The sequence below is a fragment of the Paenibacillus sp. FSL K6-2393 genome (assembly GCF_038002545.1).
Taxonomy (GTDB): Bacteria; Bacillota; Bacilli; order Paenibacillales; family Paenibacillaceae; genus Paenibacillus.
On record NZ_JBBOCU010000003.1, the window covers coordinates 1 to 21,517 of the forward strand.

Consider the following 21,517-nt stretch of genomic DNA (forward strand, 5'->3'; position numbering starts at 1 on the left):
GCTTCTTCGACCTTGGAGGTCATTCACTATCTATTTTGAGATTTTTAGCACGAACTGCCTCCCAATCATGGAATATAGGAATTAAAGATTTCTATTCCCATAAAACCATTGCGGCTTTATCACAACAAATTGATCAGGGTCCTATAAGACAGGAGCAAACATCAACAATGGAAAGAACGGTGGTGCGGCCTCCAAAAAAGCCAAACTTGAATTTTGATTCCACATCTAGAAAACGTGGTAAGGTGCTACTGACAGGAGTGACAGGCTTTCTTGGAGCACACATAGCCAAAGATTTGCTTGATGATGAAGAAGTTCAGGTGTACTGTCTCCTGCGCGGGGAGTCGATTCATGAATGCATTGAGCGTCTTGAAGCCAGGTTTGATCATTACTTTGGAGAGCTTTCATACAAATACAAACGAAAAATTGGCGTGAGGCTGCACTTGATTCCAGGTGATATTGAGAACATGCAATGGTTGAAGCAGTTTGAATTTCCGATATTTGACGGAATAATTCACGCAGCAGCGTTAGTAAAGCATTATGGTGACTATGAGCAATTTTATCTTATAAATGTGAAAAGCACAGATAATCTTCTTCAATACGCTCAGGCTCACAACATTCCATTCCACTACATTTCCACGATGAGTGTTTCTGGAGGTCGAACCAGTCAAGCCAGTACGATGTTTACGGAAGAATGCTATGACATTGGGCAACTCCTAGAGGACAAAGTTTACGTAAAAAGTAAGTTTGAAGCGGAGCGATTGGTCCTTCTTGCCATGAATCAAGGACATAACGTCTCTATTTATCGAATCGGCAACCTGACAGGGAGATATAGTGATGGCGTATTTCAGCCCAATATTGAAGAGAACCGATTTTATGCCCGACTCAAATCTTTTATCGAAATAGGAGCAGTATCTACTGCTCTAATGGACACACAAGTTGAATTCACTCCAGTCGATTGTTGCGTAACGTCCCTATTAAAACTAGTCAGCCTTCACTTAGAATCCGGAGGAGGGATCTATCACCTTTACCATCCTTACAACTTAACGGTTAGAAACGTTGCGGAAATGCTAGGACATTTAAATCATTCTATTCAAGAGATGGAGAGTGAGCATTTCTCTAATCACCTGGCACAGCTATCTCTAACCGCGGAGGGACAGGAGCTTCTCATGGGTATTGTTGGAGACAGGGCAGATCATGACGCCGAAAGCGAAAATCCAGTTCTTCAAGACAATCGGTACACGTTAGAAGTCTTGTCCAGGCTTGGAGTTGAGTGGCCTGACATTAACATCGACTATATTTCGAAAATTGTATCGTATATGACCCAAACGGGATTTTTATCGAATCGTGATAAGCGGCCGCACCTGAATAAGGAGATGAGCAACAAATGAGTATTGTAAGTTTACAAAAAGCCAACCAATGGGGAGTATCTATAGTTGGCACCAAATCATATCATCTCTCCTGTTTGCTAAATAAAGGCTTTAATGTACCCAATGGATTTATCATTACGACTGATGCTCACTTGGCAATTATGGAGCCTTATGCATCATCGGGCTCAAAGATTCAGGAAGAGGATATATCGTTTCCCAATCAATTTGTGCAGGATTTAAAGTTTGAATATCTGCAGCTTCTTGAACATTCGGAGGGTGGTTCTGTCGCTGTTCGATCCTCTGGCAATATGGAAGATTTGTCTGAGGCATCTTTTGCAGGCCAATATATTACAGTTCTGGAGGTTAAGACATTTGAACAACTGCTAGACAGTATAAAAAAATGCTGGTTATCAGCTGTCAATGAACAGGTTTTAGAATATATGGATAACAAAAGATTAGATTATCAGCAAAGACTTGCCATGGCTATACTCGTACAGCAGATGATTCATCCCCGTGCCGCAGGAGTTGTATTTACTCGCAACCCTGTCAACGGAGATGAAGAGGAAGTCATGATTAATGCAAGTATTGGAATTGGAGAGGCCGTAGTATCAGGGTGTGTCACTCCCGATTTGTATGTCATATCTCGTTCCCGAAAACAATTGATTACTAAGGAACTGGGGGAGAAGGAGAGCAAGCTTCAATGGTTAGGAAATACTGAGCAATGGGTACTGACTTCTGATCAGGAACGCTCCAGTTATTGCTTGTCTGACAGTGAAGCTCTCCAGATTTCTCAGCTTGCCTTGCGAATAGAACATGAGCAGCAGTATCCCGTTGATGTCGAGTTCGCCTTGGACAACAACAATCTTTTTATTCTTCAGGCAAGGCCAATAACTGTATAAACGGGGGCTAGCAATGAATACATCAGTAGATGATAAACATGACATTCTGTTGCAGGATCAAGAAATGGAATCTGCATTCTGGGTACAAAACGATGTCCAGTTTCCTAAGCCACTTAGCCCGTTATTTGCCTCGTTCCTACTTCCAGCAATGGAGAAAGGAATGGAGAGTGCATTTGAAAAGTGGAGCATGAATACTAAAAGAATCAGAACCAGACTATGGAACGGATACTACTACCAATCAATAGAATTACATGAAACAGATCTTAGCATCAGGCAAAATGAACATTTCATAAAAGTGCGCGCGGAAATTCCCAATCTGTTGACTACATTTAAACATCATGTTGCGGACACACTTATGCCTTTTTATGCAAAACTTGATGCATGGGCTGAAGAAAAGATGACAATAAAGCAAGCTGCAGAAAGATTGCAGGAAATGGAAGATTTCTTTTATTTAGCCTGGCGGATTCATTATGAGGTGTTACTCCCTAAGCAGTCTGCCGGCTGGTTACTAGAAGATGCCTACAAAGGCGCTGGTCTTCAAGGTGATCCGGTGAGTGTATACTCGCTGTTGCTTGGCACGATGAATAAATCACTTGAAACCGATAGAGAGTTATGGATGTTGGCTCGTTCTATATCAGAGCAACACGAACTATCCACACACTTTAAAAAACTTCCGTCACATCAATTAAAGTCCGTTTTGGCGACAAGCGATATAGGTCTCATGTTTTTGGAGCAAATCAAAAGATTTTTAGCGGTATACGGTTATCGTTCTACGGATTCCCATGAATTTTTAGAAAAAACATGGAAAGAAGACATAGATTTTGTACTTGCTCTTGTTCAATCACTTCAACAATCTTCATATGATTTTGACTCTCATTTCGAGAATGTCATTAAAAAAAGAGAGGCGCTTCTGAAAGAAACATTAGGCCAGATTGAAGATTCTTGCCTCCGTGAGGATTTCATTCAAATTTGGGAGCAAGCAATCAAGGTATGGAGGATTGAAGAAGATCACCATTTTTATATCGATGCCATGCTGCCGGCATGCTCCAGAATTTTCTTGCTTCAAGTCGGAAATTTGTTGGTGGAGCTAGACATACTTCAAGACAACCAGGATATTTTTTATTTGTATCTGTATGAGGTCAGAGATTTATTACAGCAACCGAAAAATGTTGCCGAGCAGCTGAAGGCGAGGAAGAGAGAATTAGAAGATTTGCGCCAAATGCCTCCTATCCCGTTTTTGGGAGTTATCAATGAGGTTAGAGCGGATCGAGAACTTGAGCGAATATTTGGTTTTCCCCAAGAACCTGTCAGCATGGAGATGAAAACCTTCAAAGGGTATGGCGCCAGCCGAGGAATATACAAAGGAAACGTGCGTATTGTAAATTCTCAGTCCGATTTTAACAATATCAATTCCGGTGAAGTTCTGGTATGCAAGTCAACAGCCCCAGCATGGACTGTTCTGTTTTCAAAAATAGGGGCACTAATCACCGATAGCGGAGGAATTCTGTCGCACGCGGGCATTATTGCAAGAGAATATGAATTACCCGCTGTCTTAGGCACCAAAGTGGCCACTTCCATGTTAAAAGATGGAGACACAGTCATCGTTGATGGGAATAAAGGCGTTGTATATTTCGATTTATAAATTCAGACGAGTCAGACAGTATAGGGGGGAGCACTGTGAGTAACTATCGTACCTTAAGCGAAATGATTCTGGATCGAAGAGCTTCCAGCAAAGGAGTTGCTTTCATCGAAAACGGTAGCAATGAGTATCATGTAAGCTATTCCGTTTTATTGGATCGTGCGCTTCGTGTCTTAGGAGATTTTCAACGTAAAGGATTTAAACCTGGCGAGGAAGTTATTTTTCAGATTGATGACAATAAAAGATTTTTAGAGATGTTTTGGGGTTGTCTTCTTGGGGGCTTCATTCCCGTTCCTGTATCGGTCGGCAGTAATGATGAGCACCGTTCTAAACTGATTCATATCTGGGGAATTCTCAACAAGCCAAGATTGTTAACGGAGGAAAAACCTTTTACAGGATTGAAAAAATTTCTGGCAGAAAATGCGATTCTTTTAAACGGTATTGAAGAAAGGGCCGTAATCGTTAATGAAATCGGTTTTAGTGGAGAACAAGGGATCGTTCATGATGCTTCACCCGAAGATATTGCCTTTATCCAATTTTCCTCTGGATCTACTGGTGATCCCAAGGGAGTAACACTTACACATGACAATTTGATAGCTAATGTGAATGCAATTGCCAAGGGGTTTAAGGTTATTGAAGGCGATGCTTATTTAAGCTGGATGCCGCTTACGCATGACATGGGCCTTATTGCATGTCATATTATGCCCCTTACTGCAAATATCGAACAAATTATAATGCCAACATCGCTATTTATATATAGACCTATGTTGTGGTTGCTTAAAGCGCAGCAATACAAAGCAACCATTTTATCCTCACCGAATTTTGGCTATCAGTATGTTTTAACTCTCTTCAAGGAAGAGGCTGCGAAAGATCTGGATCTGTCGGCCGTACGACTGATAGCCAACGGCGCAGAACCTATCTCGCCAAGCCTGTGCGAGAGATTCTTGGAAAAAATGAAGCCTTATCACTTAAGGGAAACATCCATGTTTACCGTTTACGGCTTGGCCGAAGCTACAGTCGGTGCCTCCTTTCCTGAAGTAGGTGAGCTCTTTGTGCCTTTGACAGTAGACCGCAGGCAACTTCAAGTAGGAGAGCAAGTTCAAAAACTTGAGAGGGGGGACAAGAACGGTATTGATTTTGTAGAGACGGGGACAGCAATACAAGATTGTTATATTCGAATTTGCGATGAAAATGACAGAGAGCTGCGTGATGGCTATGTCGGACATATCCAAATCTCGGGGAGAAACGTAACTGCTGGCTATTATAACAATTCAGAGGCGACCAAAAAAGCTAAAACGAAAGACGGATGGATGATTACAGGCGATTTGGGATTTAAAAATAATGGCCAGCTTGTAGTTACTGGCAGAGCAAAAGATATTATTTTTGTTAACGGGCAAAATATTTATCCTCATGACTTAGAACGAGTTACTGAAGGCGTACATGGTATTGGCTTAAATCAGGTTGCTGCCTGCGCAGTAAGGACGAATGATAACTTCAACGAGAAAATTGTATTGTTCGTAATTCACAAAGGGAAAATTGAGAACTTTGTCAATATTGCTTTTGATGTGAAAGAACGACTTAGCCAAAAAATGGGCCTTGAGGTATATGGAGTTCTACCAATACGTAAAATCCCAAAAACAACAAGCGGGAAAATCCAACGTTTTAAATTGGCAGCAGAATTTGAAGCTGGAGAATGGGATGAAAAGTTTAGCTATATTGAAAATCAAATTTCTACACTTCAATCCAGCCAACCCACGGAACAGTTTTCAACTTCCACCGAAGAAAAAGTATGTACATTGTGGACAGAGGTTATGGAAAGACCGGTGGGGATATGTGATAGTTTTTGGGTGTCGGGTGGCAACTCATTAAAGGCGGCAAGGATAGTCAATAGCTTGAACAAAGAGTTTCAGGTGGATTGGAACATTTCAGATTTGTTTGTACACTCAAGCATTCGAAAGGTAGCTGCAGCTTTGGATCAGGAAAATCCTGGTCAGCTTCATACATTGACGGCTAGCCCGACCGATGTTTGTTTGGCTTCTTCAGCTCAAAAGCGGGTCTATTTGTCATGTCAAAATCCTGGGGCGGAATTGGCATACCATCTAACTTTTTCGATTTCTTCATCAGGGCAGTGGGACCGTCAGCGATTACATAATGCTTTGGAGCTTTTATTAATGAAGCAGGAGTCACTACGGACTTCATTTGAATGGGAACAAGAAGATTTGATTCAACGAATAAACCCTACGGCTTTTATAGATTTGGAGGAGGTATTTGCCGAAGAGGAAGAGTGGGCTGGGATCATATCCCGTTTTGTTCGCCCTTTTGACCTGTCACAATCTTCTCTAATGAGAACACTTCTAATCCATGCAGAGTCAAAGTCTATTGCGGTATTTGACCAGCATCATTTGATTTCCGATGGTCCTTCTATATCAATATTCATTCAGGAGTTAATTGAAATTTACAAAGGGCAACCCATTCAACCTTTAACCATTCAGTATAAAGACTACTCCCAATGGCAACAAAAATGTCTTCAAGACAGTAAGCTGATTACAAGTAAGGAAGAATACTGGTTGAATGAGTTTGCGGGAGATCTCCCCACGTTGAGACTTCCCGAAGATTACCCTCGAACAATGGAGTATCGGTTTAAAGGGGAGCATTATAGAACCTTTATAACCCCGGAACTCTTTGAAGGTCTTGACAAACTTGCTATACAAACCAATTCAAGTTTATTTATGGTTATTTTAGCCGCCTATCATGTTATGTTGGCTAAATGGTCTAATCAACGGGATATCATCAGTGGAATCTTGGCTTCGGATCGGCAGCATCAAAGTGTTGAGCCACTTATCGGAATGTTTATTAATACACTGGCTTTGCGAACTAAGCCTGACGGAAGTCTGACGTTTAAGGAATTTATAAATCATGTCCGATCGAAAATGATCGGTGCTCTTAAGCATGTGGACTACCCTTTTGATAGATTAGTTGAACAATTGGATATTCAGTATGATCCGACTCGTAATCCTCTAATCAACACGATGATGGTTATGCATAACTATGAGATTTTTCCAAGCAAAGCACGTGAACTAGGGTATGAAACAGCCTTCTATGATAGTAATTATTCAAAATTTGACTTAACACTGACAATTACAGAACAAGACGGGGGACTAGTCGCAGATTTTGAATATGCGTCACATCTATTTAATAGAGAAACCATTGAACGAATGGTAAGAAGCTTTGAGAAAGTCATCGTCCAAGCAGTGACTGATAGTTCAGTGTCTCTATCGGAGATCAGTATCTTGCCGCAGAAGGATTTGGAATGCATTTCATCTATAAATAGGACAGAGAAGGAAATCGTTAACCCTACGATTGTTGAATCTGTAAGAAAGTCATGGGAAGCCTCTCCGAATAAACCGGCACTAATTTTTGAGAACAATACATGGACATATCAAGATGTATGGGAGAAGAGCCTAGGGCTGGCTACTATATTAAACAAAAGAGGTATTCAATCAGGTGACGTTACTGCAATAATGATGCGTCGATCCCCTGAAATGGTAGTTGCCATGTTGGCTGTTATTCTTGCTGGAGCAGCCTATGTCCCGGTAGACCCTGAATTTCCTTCCGAACGTGTATCCTATATCTTATCAGACTCTGGCGCCCGTGTTCTTCTTCATGACGGATCAGCGAACTCTATTGACTATCAAGGCGAGAAACTTATGGTAGAGGATACTTTGTCGGTATTTAAGTCGCTTAAATCTGAAGAACCAATCCGTATTCAACCCTCTGAATTGTGCTATGTTATGTACACTTCGGGTTCAACGGGAAATCCCAAAGGGGTCATGATTACTCACGATAATCTAGCTAATTTCTTTGCGGCAATGGATGGAATCCTCAAACCGGGACATCAAGATGTAATGTTGGCTGTTACGACTTTCTCTTTTGATATCTCTATTGTTGAATTGCTATGGACGCTTTCTAAAGGTTTGACTGTATTAATTAAGCCTGAGGAAGTAAGAGATCACTTTAATAGATATATGGTTCATGATGTTACTCTATTTCAAACGACGCCTTCAAGACTTGGCATGCTAATGGAAGACAGCAACTCACATGATTTCTTAAAATCCCTGAAAACGATAATGGTGGGTGGTGAAGGTCTGCCATTGTCACTAGTTAAAAAAATCAAACAAATTACGAATGCACGGTTACTAAATATGTATGGCCCAACCGAAACGACAATATGGTCTTCATATCAAGAAATCCATGAAGATGAAGCCATACGAATTGGCAGACCAATAGCTAATACTGAAATTTTTGTGATGGACCTTGATGGGAATCCGGTCCCTGTAGGTGTAATCGGGGAAATATACATTGGTGGGGACGGAGTAGCTTCAGGGTATTTCAACCGGACACAACTCACTGAGGAGCGCTTTGTTCCAAGTTTATGGAGCCAAAAAGGATTGCTCTATCGAACAGGAGATTTGGGACGTTTAGGATATGACGGGAAATTGGAGTGTCTTGGTCGCAATGATTCACAAGTTAAGGTGCGCGGTTATCGTGTTGAGTTAAACGAGATTGAGCAGAAGCTGAGCCTTTGCTTAGGGGTAAAAGATGTAGCTGTTATACACAGTACAGATGAAAATGGAGATGGTTATTTAGCAGGCTTTTATACATCGTCTGAACCGTCATTGGACCCACAATTAATTCGCAGTGAGCTTAGGAAAAGCTTGCCTAACTACATGATCCCAACTTACCTGACTCAGTTATCAGAAATGCCAATGACGCCGAATGGAAAAATATCTCGGAACGCCCTTATTCAACAGTCCATTGGTCGTAAGCCGATCCGTATTCAAGATGGTTTCAGCTTACAAAGTGATACAGTGTCCCGCTTATGTGGCATGGTTGCAGAGATAATTAAATTGGAAGAAGTACGTCCAAATGATCATTTTTTTGAGCTTGGCGGCCACTCACTGCACGCTGCTCGTTTGGTTTCCCGGCTTAACTCGGATTTCGAAATCAAAATTTCCATAATGGATATCTTTAATCATCCAGTACTTAGTGATCTTGTCAGCCTAATACAAGCAGAGTCTACAACTGTAAGAGATCATATTAACCCTGTTGTTTTACAACCTTTTTATCATGCTTCATCGGCTCAGAAGCGTCTATACATTTTGAATCAGCGGGATGTCAATAAGACCTCCTATAATATGCCTGTAATGTTGAGAATTGAGGGACAACTGGATCATGAACGCTGCAAAAAAGTGTTTCGTCAATTGATCCAAAGGCATGAGGCATTTCAAACTTCTTTTCAGTGGAAAAATGGCGAATTGGTTCAAGTCATTAGTCCTGAAATAAACGGTGAAATGCAAGTCTTAGAAGTGAGTGAAGAAATGCTGGATCGATTTATTAAAGATTTTGTGCAGCCTTTTGATCTAAGCAAGGCTCCACTTCTACGGGCAGCGCTGCTGTCACAATCAGAATCGAGCCATGTCCTTCTTATAGATCAACATCACATCGTTTCAGATGGAACATCTGCAGGGATTTTATTGAGAGAATTTTTTGAAATGTACAATGATGAACCTCTACCAGGTTTATCGATCACATATAAAGATTATTCAGCTTGGCAATTAGAGGAATCGTCTCAAAACAACATACAGAAATCAGAAGATGAACAATACTGGCTTCAGCATCTTGCCGGCGAGTTACCTGTACTCCATCTTCCGATGGACTACCCAAGACGGATGGACAACGAAATGGAAGGTGGACGGGTTGTATTCCATTTTGATAAGGAACTTACTGATCGTCTTTATCATCTGGCATCCGGAAGTAATTCCACCTTATATATGATTCTTCTTGCATGCTATCAACTGTTTTTATCCAAACTAACCAGTCAGGAAGATATTTTAGTTGGATCGCTCGTATCCGGCAGAAGCCGTTCAGAGATTGAACCTTTAATTGGCATGTTTGTCAACACAGTTGTAATACGCCAAATCATAAAGCCTGAATGCACTTTTATGGATCATCTTGCTGAAGTACGAACTCAGGTGTTAAACATGTACGCAAATCAAGACTATCCATTCGAAGAGCTGGTGAACAAGCTGCCAACCGGGATTAGAGGCCACGAATCGAATCCTATCTTTGACACAATGTTTATTTTGCAGAATATGGATATGGGTAATAAAGGAATCCCTAACTGCTCGGTAAGTTTGGATCTACTTGATACGGGGTCAGTAAAATTTGATTTGATGCTAACAGCCATGGAACAGCGCAATGGACTTCGCTTTGATTTCGAGTACAGTAGTTCTCTCTTTAGAAGGGAGAGCATTTGCAACTTCGTGGATCAGTTTACTTCCTTAGTTAAACAAGTTGTTCATGCTCCGGAGAAATCGTTGAACGTATTCAGTTTGTTCACAGCCGAGCAGGAACAACTGATATTAAACAATTTTAATAGAACAAAAGCTGCTTTTCCTAAAAATGTAACTATAACTGAGATCTTTGAGCAAACGGCAAAAGCTTTCCCTGACAAAACAGCCGTAGTTTATGAAGGAGAAAGCCTAACATACGCCCGTTTGGACGGCCTGGCTAATCGCTTGGCATCCACACTCTGTGAGTATGGTTTGGGACCTGACCAATTAGCTGTTATCCTGCTGGATCGTTCGTTGGATATGATTGTGAGTATGTTGGCTGTAATTAAAGCTGGTGGAGCATATGTCCCTGTTGATCCCGATTATCCTGTCGACCGAATTCAATACACGCTGGATGATAGTGGTTCCAGGTTACTTATCACTTCAGGTAGCCTTAGAGAAGGCGTCAAGTTTAAAGGTGCCATTGTAGACTTGAAGAAAGAATCAACCCATCAGGAACAAGCCCAGGGGCCTGACGTTAAACGTGCCGCTCATCATTTAGCCTATGTGATCTATACCTCAGGTTCTACCGGAAAACCTAAAGGGGTCCTGGTAGAGCATCGGCAGGTTGTAAGTTTGATGAAGAATGATTCTCGTTTGTTTGATTTTAATGCTCAGGATATATGGACCATGTTCCACTCCTACTGTTTTGATTTTTCAGTTTGGGAAATATACGGAGCACTGCTTTTTGGCGGCAAGTTAATTGTCGTTCCGAAAGAAATCGCCAGAGATTCGCATCGTTTTTTAAAGCTATTACAAAGTGAAAAGGTTACGATACTTAACCAGACTCCAAGTGCTTTCTATTATCTTATGCAACGGGAAAGCATCGAACCGGCATGTGATCTTAATGTTCGGACAATAATCTTTGGTGGAGAGGCGCTGAAGCCAAAAATACTAAAGGAGTGGAAGCAAAAGTATCCGGACATTAAGCTGATTAATATGTATGGCATAACAGAAACTACGGTACATGTCACTTACAAGGAACTGAGTCCTGCTGATTTGGAAGAAACTCTTTCCAATATAGGTGTTCCGCTCCCGACACTAAAAGTTTATATTTTTGACAAGCACGGTAAGCCATCTCCTATTGGAGTGGTAGGTGAGATGTACGTTAGCGGCGCCGGAGTGGCAAGAGGGTATCTGAATCGAGTGGATTTAACGCAAGAACGGTTTATTGAAGATCCATTCGAACCAGGAATGCGAATGTATCGTACTGGAGACTTGGCAAAATGGCTGCACGACGGGTCGATTGAGTATATTGGCAGAAACGACCATCAGGTTAAAATCCGGGGCTTTAGGATAGAGATTGGTGAAATAGAAAACCAGCTGATGGAGATAGAAGATATCCAAAATGTTTTGGTTATGGACAGGTCAACAATACAGGATGAAAAGTATCTGGCAGCTTATTTTGTTGCCTCCCGTTATATTTCAAGTGCTGAGTTGCATGCTAAGCTTTCTCTCATGCTTCCTCATTACATGGTTCCGTCCAGATTTGTACAAGTAGATGCCATGCCACTTACTGTAAATGGAAAAATAGATCGGGCCAAGCTGCCTGAACCTTTAATAGAGCATGAAATGGATTCTGGTGACACTCCTGCTGACGAGTTGGAAGAACGGCTTGCAGATATATGGAAATCACTTTTGGGGATGGAGCGGATCAATGTTTCAACTAATTTCTTCACTCTAGGAGGACATTCGCTCCTTGCAACGTCCTTGTCCAGTCATATAAGTCAGGTATTTCATGTGAGCATTCCGCTTAAAGATCTTTTTATTCATACGACTGTTCGCGAGCAGGCAGCATTAATCCGCAGAATGGCCAGCAGTGTGCCGGTAGTCATTGAATGTGCTGAACCTAGTGACACTTATCCTTTAACGTCAGCACAAAAGCGTCTTTACCTTTTGCATCAGCTAGAGCCGGAATCTACACAATATAATGTGCCGGGCGGACTTGAAATACACGGCTTGCTTGACACCAGTCTTTTAGCAGACGCGGTACAGCGCCTCATTGAACGGCATGAGTCATTGCGTACCTCGTATCACATGAAGAATGGTGAACCTGTTCAAGTTATTCATGCTAATGTGAGAAGTTCGATAGAGTTTCATGATTTAAGTTCTGCGACTTACGATATTGATCAATTTGTATGTCCATTCGATCTCAGTCAGACACCGCTTATCCGGTTTACCCTTTTAAACAAGGGTAGCAACCATCACATTTTATTGATGGATGTCCATCATATCGCCGCAGACGGTGCTTCCGTGAATCTTATACTTCAGGATTTAATGGGATTCTATAATGGCAAACCGATTTCGCAGCCGGATATCCATTATAAGGACTATGCTGTTTGGAAAGGCAAAAACCAGGCTAGAGCGGAACAGCAATCATTTTGGCTGAATTCCTTTGCTGGCGAATTGCCAGTTTTGCAACTGCCGACAGATCATAAGAGGGAAGTTATCCAAACTTATGAGGGGGACATGGTGGTAACAAGACTTAATTCCACTCAAAAAGCAGCTTTAATTAAGCTCACTCAAAAAACGGAAACAACGCTGTATATGTTGCTATTGGCGTGTTTCAATGTACTTCTTTCAAAATACGCTAGCCAAGAGGACATTGTCGTCGGAACGCCTACTGCGGGAAGAACACAGGTTGAATTAGAAAAGCTGGTCGGAATGTTTGTTAATACATTGGCTATCCGCACCTTCCCACAAGAAAGCAAATCATTTATCAGGTATTTGCTTGAAGTAAAGGAACATGTTCTGAATTCATTTGAGCATCAAGATTACCCTTTTGAAGATCTGGTAGATCTGATTCAGGTTCCGCGTGACTTGTCAAGAAATCCATTGTTTGACGTATTCTTTGCTATGCAAAATATTCGTTTTGAACCCGTTGCTATGAAAGGGTTGGAGATAAAAAGATATGAACTAGCGCACAAAATTTCAAAATTTGATTTAAGTCTCTTTGCCATCGAAGAAGACGAGGGAATACGTTTTGAATTTGAATATTCCAAGAAACTCTTTAACCCACAAACCATTGAGCGTATGGCTGATCACTTTGGTCGCCTTATCAATGCGATAACAAGCAATCCTTCCACAGCCATTGTTGACTTAACGATGGTGGGAGAGACTGAGCTTGACTTTATATCTAAAGCAGGTAGGGGAGAACCTTCACCATTTAAAAAGAAAGATATCCATCAATGGATAGAGGAACAAGTTGAACTTAACCCTGAGGCCCCTGCCATTGTATGGGAAGATTCCATTGTAAGTTATATGGAACTAAACCGGCGCTCCAACCAGCTTGCACATCAACTTCATCGACTGGGGGTAGGTAAAGGGGAGCCAATCGGTATTAGCATCGATCGTAGACCCGAGCTAATTGTCAGTATGCTTGCAGTATTGAAAGCTGGTTGCGTATACGTACCGCTTGATCCTGGCCTTCCAATGGAACGGCTTGCCCAAATGGCATCGACGGCTAGCGTCAAAATTATTATTACCGCGTCGGAAACGACGTTTCCATACAAAGAGCCAGCGTGGAAGATCTTAAATCTCCAGTCAAATGAATACCTGCAGCAATGCAAACACTTGCCGGATGTAAATCCTAATTGCCCAGCAGATATAAGTGACTTAATGTACATTATTTTCACTTCTGGCTCAACAGGAGTGCCTAAAGGAGCTTCTGTTTACCGCGAGGGATTTGCAAACTTGCTGCAATGGTACATCCGTGAATTTGATATGAATGTAGAGGATCGAATGCTCCTTATGACATCACCGAGCTTTGATTTAACTCAAAAAAATATCTACGCTCCGCTTGTAACCGGAGGGACGCTGTACCTGTTACCGGCTGGTCATTATGATCATGAGGCAATTATTTCAGTTGTCTCTAAACAACGGATTACTAAGCTTAATTGTACGCCATCAGCTTTTTATCCGCTTGTCGCAGAAAGAGGGAACTATGATCTCTTGACCTCATTGACACAAGTGTTTTTAGGCGGTGAGCCTATCCACAAGGAATACTTGAGGGATTGGATCTTGCATGATAAGAACAGGACGGAAATAGTGAATACCTACGGACCAACCGAGTGTACAGATGTGACCGCGTATCACAGATTAACAACAGAAGATTGGAAATCTGAAAGAGAAGTACCCTTGGGACGTCCCATTGCGAACAGCCAATTTTTCATCTTAAACACAGCACTTCAGCCTGCACCGATTGGTGTTCATGGCGAGATCTATATCGGGGGGATCTGTGTAGGCGGTGGATATGTCAATGATGCAGAGAAGACAAGTGAACGCTTTATAGCCAACCCTTTTGGTAACAAGCATTGTCCGGTACTGTACCGAACAGGTGATTTAGGGCGCCTGACTTCGGATGGAAGGCTTGAGTACCTCGGAAGAACGGATCATCAGGTTAAAGTTCGTGGTTACAGGATTGAACTTGCGGAGGTTGAGACTCAGATCGTATGGACGGGCGAAGTTAAAGAAGCCGCTGTCATTATTAGGAAGGATAGCAGTGGAGAAAATTATTTATGCTGCTTTGTGGTTCTTGGTGAGGGAAGCGGAATCTCAACGCTTCGCTCCAAACTCTCTCAGAGATTGCCAAGCTATATGATTCCATCCCGATTTATTGTTTTGGGTGAAATGCCGCTAACGATCAGTGGGAAAATTGATCGCAAAACATTGGCTGAAATGGATACGACGTATACAAATGACCAGCCGGTGAAAGAAGCTCCGACGTCAGATATGGAGACATGGCTTGCTCGTCAGTGGGCAGAGCTTTTAAATATACCTTTTGAGAGCATCGTTCTGGACAGCAACTTTTTTGAGTTGGGTGGTCACTCATTAAAGGCGACAACCCTAATCTACCGGATAAAACAGGAACTAAGAGCATCATCGATACAGCTAAGAGATGTATTTACAAGCCCAACGATCCGAGAACTTGCGCTGAAATTAGAGAGTTCCGCTAAGAGACGCTTGAATGAGATTCCAAGAGCTCCTTTGCAGTCAACCTATGCTGTTTCATCGGCTCAGAAAAGATTGTTGTTGATCGATCATTTGAATGATGTGGGAACTAGTTACAACATGCCTAACGTGATACGTCTTGAAGGGAAACTGGAGGTATCCAAGCTTCATAAAGCTCTTCAAAGCATGGTTTCTAGGCATGAGGTTTTTCGTACGACCTTCTCATTTGAAAAAGGGATGCCTGTTCAAACGATTTCAGATGAGATCGATCTAACACTACCTGTGATTTCAGCCAGCGAGGAAGAACTGAGGTCAATTACAGATGCATTTATCCAGCCATTTGATTTGGAACATGGACCGTTATTAAGAGCGATGTTAGTAGAGCACAATACCGAAAGCTATACGCTTCTAATCGATATGCATCATATTATTGGCGATGGAGCATCATTTGGTGTGCTGGTCGGCGAATTAGCTGCTTTCTATGAAGGACAGGAACTGGGATTGCCGCTCTTACAGTACAAAGATTATTCTGAGTGGCAGAGAGGGCAGTATCGTACGGAAGCCTTCCAGGCACAGGCCAGCTATTGGTTAAACCAGTTCCAAGACGGAGGGCCTGAGCTTAGTCTCCCAACCGATTATCCGCGCCGCAATACTCAGCGCTTTCACGGTGATCACACCACTTTCCGGATCGAAGCTTCGGTTAAAGAAGAGATTGATCGCTACCTACAGCAAGAAGGTATTACGTTGTACGTTTACTTGTTGTCTGTTTACAAAGTTCTATTGTCCAAATATGCAGGGCAGCAAGACCTCGTTGTAGGCATGCCTATTGCCGGGCGTTTGCATCCTGATCTGGAAAATGTAATGGGGATGTTTGTAAATACGTTGCCCATACGCAGCCAGGTTGATTGGAATCAGAGCTTCAATACCTATGTAAAGGCGTTAAATGAACTGGCGCTGCAGAGCTACGAGAACCAGGAGTATCCTTTTGAAATGCTTGTTGAAAAGCTGGATTTGGAAAATCGTGAAGGACGAAATCCGATTTTTGACACTGTATTTGTACTGCAAAATAATGAAGTTCCGTATCTTCAGTTGCACGGATTGAAGGTCACTAGAGTTGAACTTGAGCGTAAAACCAGCATTTTCGATTTGAAACTTGAAGCAATCGAAATGGATGGAGAGCTGCTCTTCATCTTTGACTACCGCACTGATCTGTTCCGGAAAGAAACCGTTGAACGGATGGTACAGGATTTCATTGAAATTATTGAGATTACACTCAAAGATAGCTCTCTCAGAATCAAAGAGATTGAACTTCAGAGTCTAATGACGGTAACTTCAAACAAGGCGCAGCACGAGGACATCGAATTCAGATTCTAGTGAGGGGTGAAGGAATGGATAAGTTTACATTAAATATTCTTCTATCGAGCGGCAAACTGGACAAGCCTAAAGACTACTGGACGAAAAAATTACAGTCTGGTTACACCGTTACCACGTTCCCTTGTCAACATAATAATCAAGCGACCTTAAAATCCAAGAAGATGAAGCAGCATATTGTATTTTCCTCGGAATTAAAAGAAGTGATGGAACGAGTAGGAGGTGGCTCATCCTATGCCAAGTATTTGATCGTACTTGCAGGAACCATAAAACTTCTGTCAGTATATTCTCGAGAATCTCTGGTTTATATGGGCTCGCCTTTATCCGGAAACATAAATGGTGAAGAAGTTGATTGGGATGATGTGCTCCCCGTTCAAACCGATTTATCCAATATTGAAACTTTTAAAGAATTGTTGATTTCCGTTAAAAAAAGTGCGGAGGAGGCGGAGGAGCATAACGCCCTCCCTCTCTCCATGACACTCGATTTATTAGGGAATCCACAACAAGACCATGAGCCTTTATTCGGCTCGGTTCTTACTATGGATACAATTCATGGTTCTCCTGCATTTGATCCTGACCGAACACGTCTGTTATTTCACCTTCGAGCAACGGATGATCGGCAGGAAGTTATCTTGGAAGCGAATTACTTGTCTGAAGACTATGAGGATTTATTTGTTGAGCGTTTGCTTCAGCACCTGGTTAACGGTCTGAACTGGGCTCTTAACCATCCGACAGCCCCATTGTCTGACATGGAAATCATGGATGAAGAAGAGAAGAAAAATTTATTCAAAATGGCTGGTAATTCCAAAGTGAAGTACCCATATAACGAAACCATTGTCTCTTTGTTTGAGAGCCGTGCAGATCTATTTCCGAACCATTCGGCTGTTACATTTGAGGGCAGACATCTAACCTATCGAGAACTGGACGAGCGCTCAAACCAGTTGGCTCACTATCTCTATAGGACTCACGCGATAGGTCCGGATTTCCTGGTGGGTATTATGATGGAGCGTTCGGAATGGATTCCCATCGCCATCATGGGTGTATTAAAGGCTGGGGGAGCTTATGTCCCAATCGATCCTGATTATCCTCGGGAACGAATTGAAACGATGGTGAATGACTCGGGAATCTCTGTCTTGCTATCGATGAAGAATTGTATTGCTTCCTTGAATCATTTCCTGTGGTCCTGTCCTTCGTTACATGCATTTGTATGTCTGGATAGCGAGGATGTATTTGAAGAAATAGAGTCTGATGAGAACGGTCTTATGAGTAAAGAGCTGTGGGAGCACATCGGTGCCGAAGCAGAAGATGATATCTCAGGAGGCGCTTGGGTAAACAGTTATACTCGTGAAAACCTCTCCCGTGAAGAGATGGATGAATATGGCGATAACATCGTGCAAAAACTCCTGCCGAAGGTACATAGTGGCTCAAAAGTACTGGAGATTGGATGTGCTTCCGGGATCAGTATGTTTAGGCTTGCTCCTCACGTTGGCTTATATTATGGGACGGATTTATCAGAGACTATTATCCAAAAAAACAAACAATTGGTTATGGAGCAAGAGATCAATAATATAAAGCTGGATTGTTATTCTGCTCATCAGATCGATAATATTCATGAACACGATTTTGATATTGTCATTATGAACAGCGTAATTCAGGCTTTTCATGGTCACAATTATTTGCGCCGTGTCATCTGCAAAGCCATCTCTCTCATGAAAAATGAAGGTGTGTTATTCCTGGGAGATATTATGGATTTAGATAAGAAAGAAGAGCTATTACAGTCCTTGCGTGATTATAAGCTGCAGCATCCTCACGCCAGAACCAAAACGGAATTTCACGATGAGCTCTTCTTGTCCAAAGAATTTTTTAAAGAGCTGGGGTGTGAACTCAAGGAAATTGCATCCATAGAGTTCTCGGAGAAGATCCATACTATTGCCAATGAGTTAACTCAATTTCGTTATGACGTTGTTATTACAATTAAGAAGGAGAATAAAAAGAAATTACCGCTTTTATTGAAGAAAAAACACCAGCGTGGATTTGATGCAATCCAATACATGAGCAGTTCCCGTCTGACTGTTGCAAATCTGTCGCCCGATAATTTGGCATATGTTATTTATACGTCAGGATCAACCGGCGTGCCCAAAGGTGTTATGGTTGAACATCGTAATGTAGTACGCCTGTTATTCAACGATCACAATCGCTTTGATTTTAGTGAGAACGACACATGGACCATGTTTCACTCATTTTGTTTCGACTTCTCGGTCTGGGAGCTTTTTGGGGCTCTGTTATACGGCGGAAGAGTCGTCATTGTGCCTAAGCTCTTAGCTCAGCATCCTACTGAATTTGCCAAGATGATCCATAGTGAAAAGGTGACGGTTGTAAATCAAACTCCGGCTTCGTTCTATAGAGTGATTGAAGCAAGCGAAGCGGGTCTGGATTATTCCTCACTGAGATATGTCATTTTTGGAGGAGAGGCGCTAAATGCCTCGCGTCTATTACAGTGGCATTTGAAGTGGCCTGATACTCAATTGATAAACATGTACGGCATTACAGAGACGACCGTTCACGTGACGTATCACAGGCTCACACTGAAGGATATGACTTCAGGTAGCAACAACATTGGACAACCGCTCCCTACACTTGCAGTGTATGTAGCTAATAAAGATGGCAATATATTGCCCCATGGTATAGCAGGGGAGCTTTATGTGAGTGGACCCGGAGTTGCGAGAGGTTATCTGAATCGTCCTGAACTCACCGCTGAGCGTTTTATACCCAATCCTTCTATACCTTGGGAACGTATGTATAGGAGCGGGGACCTTGTGCGCTGGTTGCCAGATGGCACCTTGGAATATCTCGGTCGTATCGATCATCAGGTTAAAATCCGTGGCTATCGAATTGAACTGGGCGAGATTGAAACGGCTTTGTCGGAACATGAAGGTGTGAAACAAGTGCTTGTCATGGAGATCAAAGAAGAAGAGGACAACTCCCTTCTATGCGCTTATTTAATCTTAAACGATGACCGATTGACGGTTGCCGATATAAAAGAGTACCTCCAAGCTAGATTGCCGAACTATATGATTCCTGCGAAGTTTATCGTTGTTCCAACGTTCCCTCTCACGAATAATGGGAAAATCGATCGTTCAGCATTATTGCAGCAAGAGACTCAGATGGAGATCGGCGTAGCTTTTGTGGAACCGCGTAATGATACAGAGATTAAACTCGCTTCCATTTGGCGAGACATTCTTAAAAAAGACCGGATTGGAGCCATAGACAACTTTTTTGATCTAGGTGGCCACTCACTGAAGGCGGCTTCTTTAATATCAAGAATCCATCAAGTATTTGGTGTTAGTATCTCACTAAGAAAAATATTTGAACTGCCTACCTTGGAAAGACTCAGTGAGTTTATACTTCGATCTGATCAAGACCGTCTTGCTCCTATTCCTAATTGCCCAATAGCTACTTATTATCCATTATCCGCTTCCCAACAAAGACTGTTTATTCTTAATCAATTGGAGACAGCGGGAAATGGATACAATATGCCTGCATTTTTCAAACTTGAGGGGACATTGGACATGGATCGTCTTCAACAAGCATTTCATTTGCTTATTGATCGGCATGAGTCGCTGCGGACCTCCTTTGGCATTGTCAATCAGGAGCCGGTGCAGTACATTGCGCCTTCTTCTGCATTTACCATCACGACAGAACGGGTGGATTTAATTCAATTAGAGAAAAAAATGCGGCAGTTCATCGTTCCATTCAATCTTGAGCAGCCTCCACTATTAAGAGTGCATGTTCTAAAAACCAACAATAATGAACATTATTTGCTTCTAGATATGCACCATATCATTACGGACGGCGCATCTTTGGAAATCCTGGTGAAAGATTTTCTTGCTTTTTATGAAGGCAAAGATCTCCCGCCATTGCGCATTCAATATAAAGACTTTGCAGTTTGGCAGAAGAAACGGTTTGCGGACATGGACATGCTTCGCGAAGAAATGTATTGGTTAGAACGCTTTTCAGGGAGCCTGCCTGTGCTATCTCTTCCGATGGATTATGAGCGACCTTTATTATTTGATTTTCATGGACATAGACATACATTCCATATAAGCACAGAACTTACAATACAAATCCGGCAATTGGTAAAAGAAAAAGAATGCACGCTTTACATGTTTCTGTTAGCCGCCTTTAGCGTGCTTCTTTCCAAGTATAGCGGACAGGAAGACATCATTATTGGCACTCCTGTATCTGGAAGAATTCACCCTGATGTTGATTCGGTTGTAGGCATGTTTGTAAATACGCTTCCTATGCGAACGTATCCTGCGATGCAGCAATCTTTTGAAAGTTTCTTGGAGGAAATTAAAGACGACACACTGAGATCCTTTGAACATCAAAATTATGCTTTGGATAAGCTGGTTGATAAACTCGGACTTGTACGAGATCTCAGCCGAAACCCTCTTTTTAGCGTAATGCTAAATGTGCTCGATTTTAATACAGATATGAGTTCACTTGGGGAATTGAAACTGACGAATCTTAACATGGACAGTGGAGTGTCTAAGTTTGATCTCACCCTGCAAGTTACTGAGGAAGAGGGAGCGATTAGGTGTGAAATGGAATATGCCTCATCGTTATTTAAGCAAGAAACGATTAAAAACATGGCCAGCCACTTCATACAGTTACTGACTTCCATAGTGAACAACACAGGGCTATTTCTTGGCGAATTGAAAATGATGTCCTCTGTTGAAGTTCAAGAGATTTTCAACAGAGGACAGGGACAGCGTTTGCTTCCTCTCGCGGAGCAAACGCTGGCTGATCTGTTCAATAAGCAAGCCCAGCGCACGCCGGGCCACCCTGCCTTGCTGTATGGAGACCAGGTCATGTCTTATCGTGAGCTGGAAATAGCCG

General features: G+C 42.1%; 5 protein-coding genes. All 5 read left to right on the top strand.

The window, feature by feature from the left end; genetic code table 11:
• A partial coding sequence (locus MHI14_RS31050; protein WP_341132044.1) for an SDR family oxidoreductase occupies positions 1-1,388 on the top strand: 1,388 nt, incomplete at its 5' end.
• A complete protein-coding gene (locus MHI14_RS31055) occupies positions 1,385-2,266 on the top strand; it encodes a PEP/pyruvate-binding domain-containing protein (protein ID WP_341132045.1) in 882 nt (293 codons plus the stop codon). The genes MHI14_RS31050 and MHI14_RS31055, both read left to right, overlap by 4 nt.
• Before the next feature lie 13 nt (positions 2,267-2,279).
• A complete protein-coding gene (locus MHI14_RS31060; protein ID WP_341132046.1) occupies positions 2,280-3,908 on the top strand; it encodes a PEP-utilizing enzyme in 1,629 nt (542 codons plus the stop codon).
• Between the two features lie 35 nt (positions 3,909-3,943).
• Positions 3,944-16,621, top strand: a complete 12,678-nt coding sequence (locus MHI14_RS31065) for an amino acid adenylation domain-containing protein (RefSeq protein ID WP_341132047.1) — start codon at positions 3,944-3,946, stop codon at positions 16,619-16,621.
• A gap of 14 nt (positions 16,622-16,635) precedes the next feature.
• Positions 16,636-21,517, top strand: a 4,882-nt coding sequence (locus tag MHI14_RS31070) for an amino acid adenylation domain-containing protein (RefSeq protein WP_341132048.1), incomplete at its 3' end; no start/stop codon positions are given.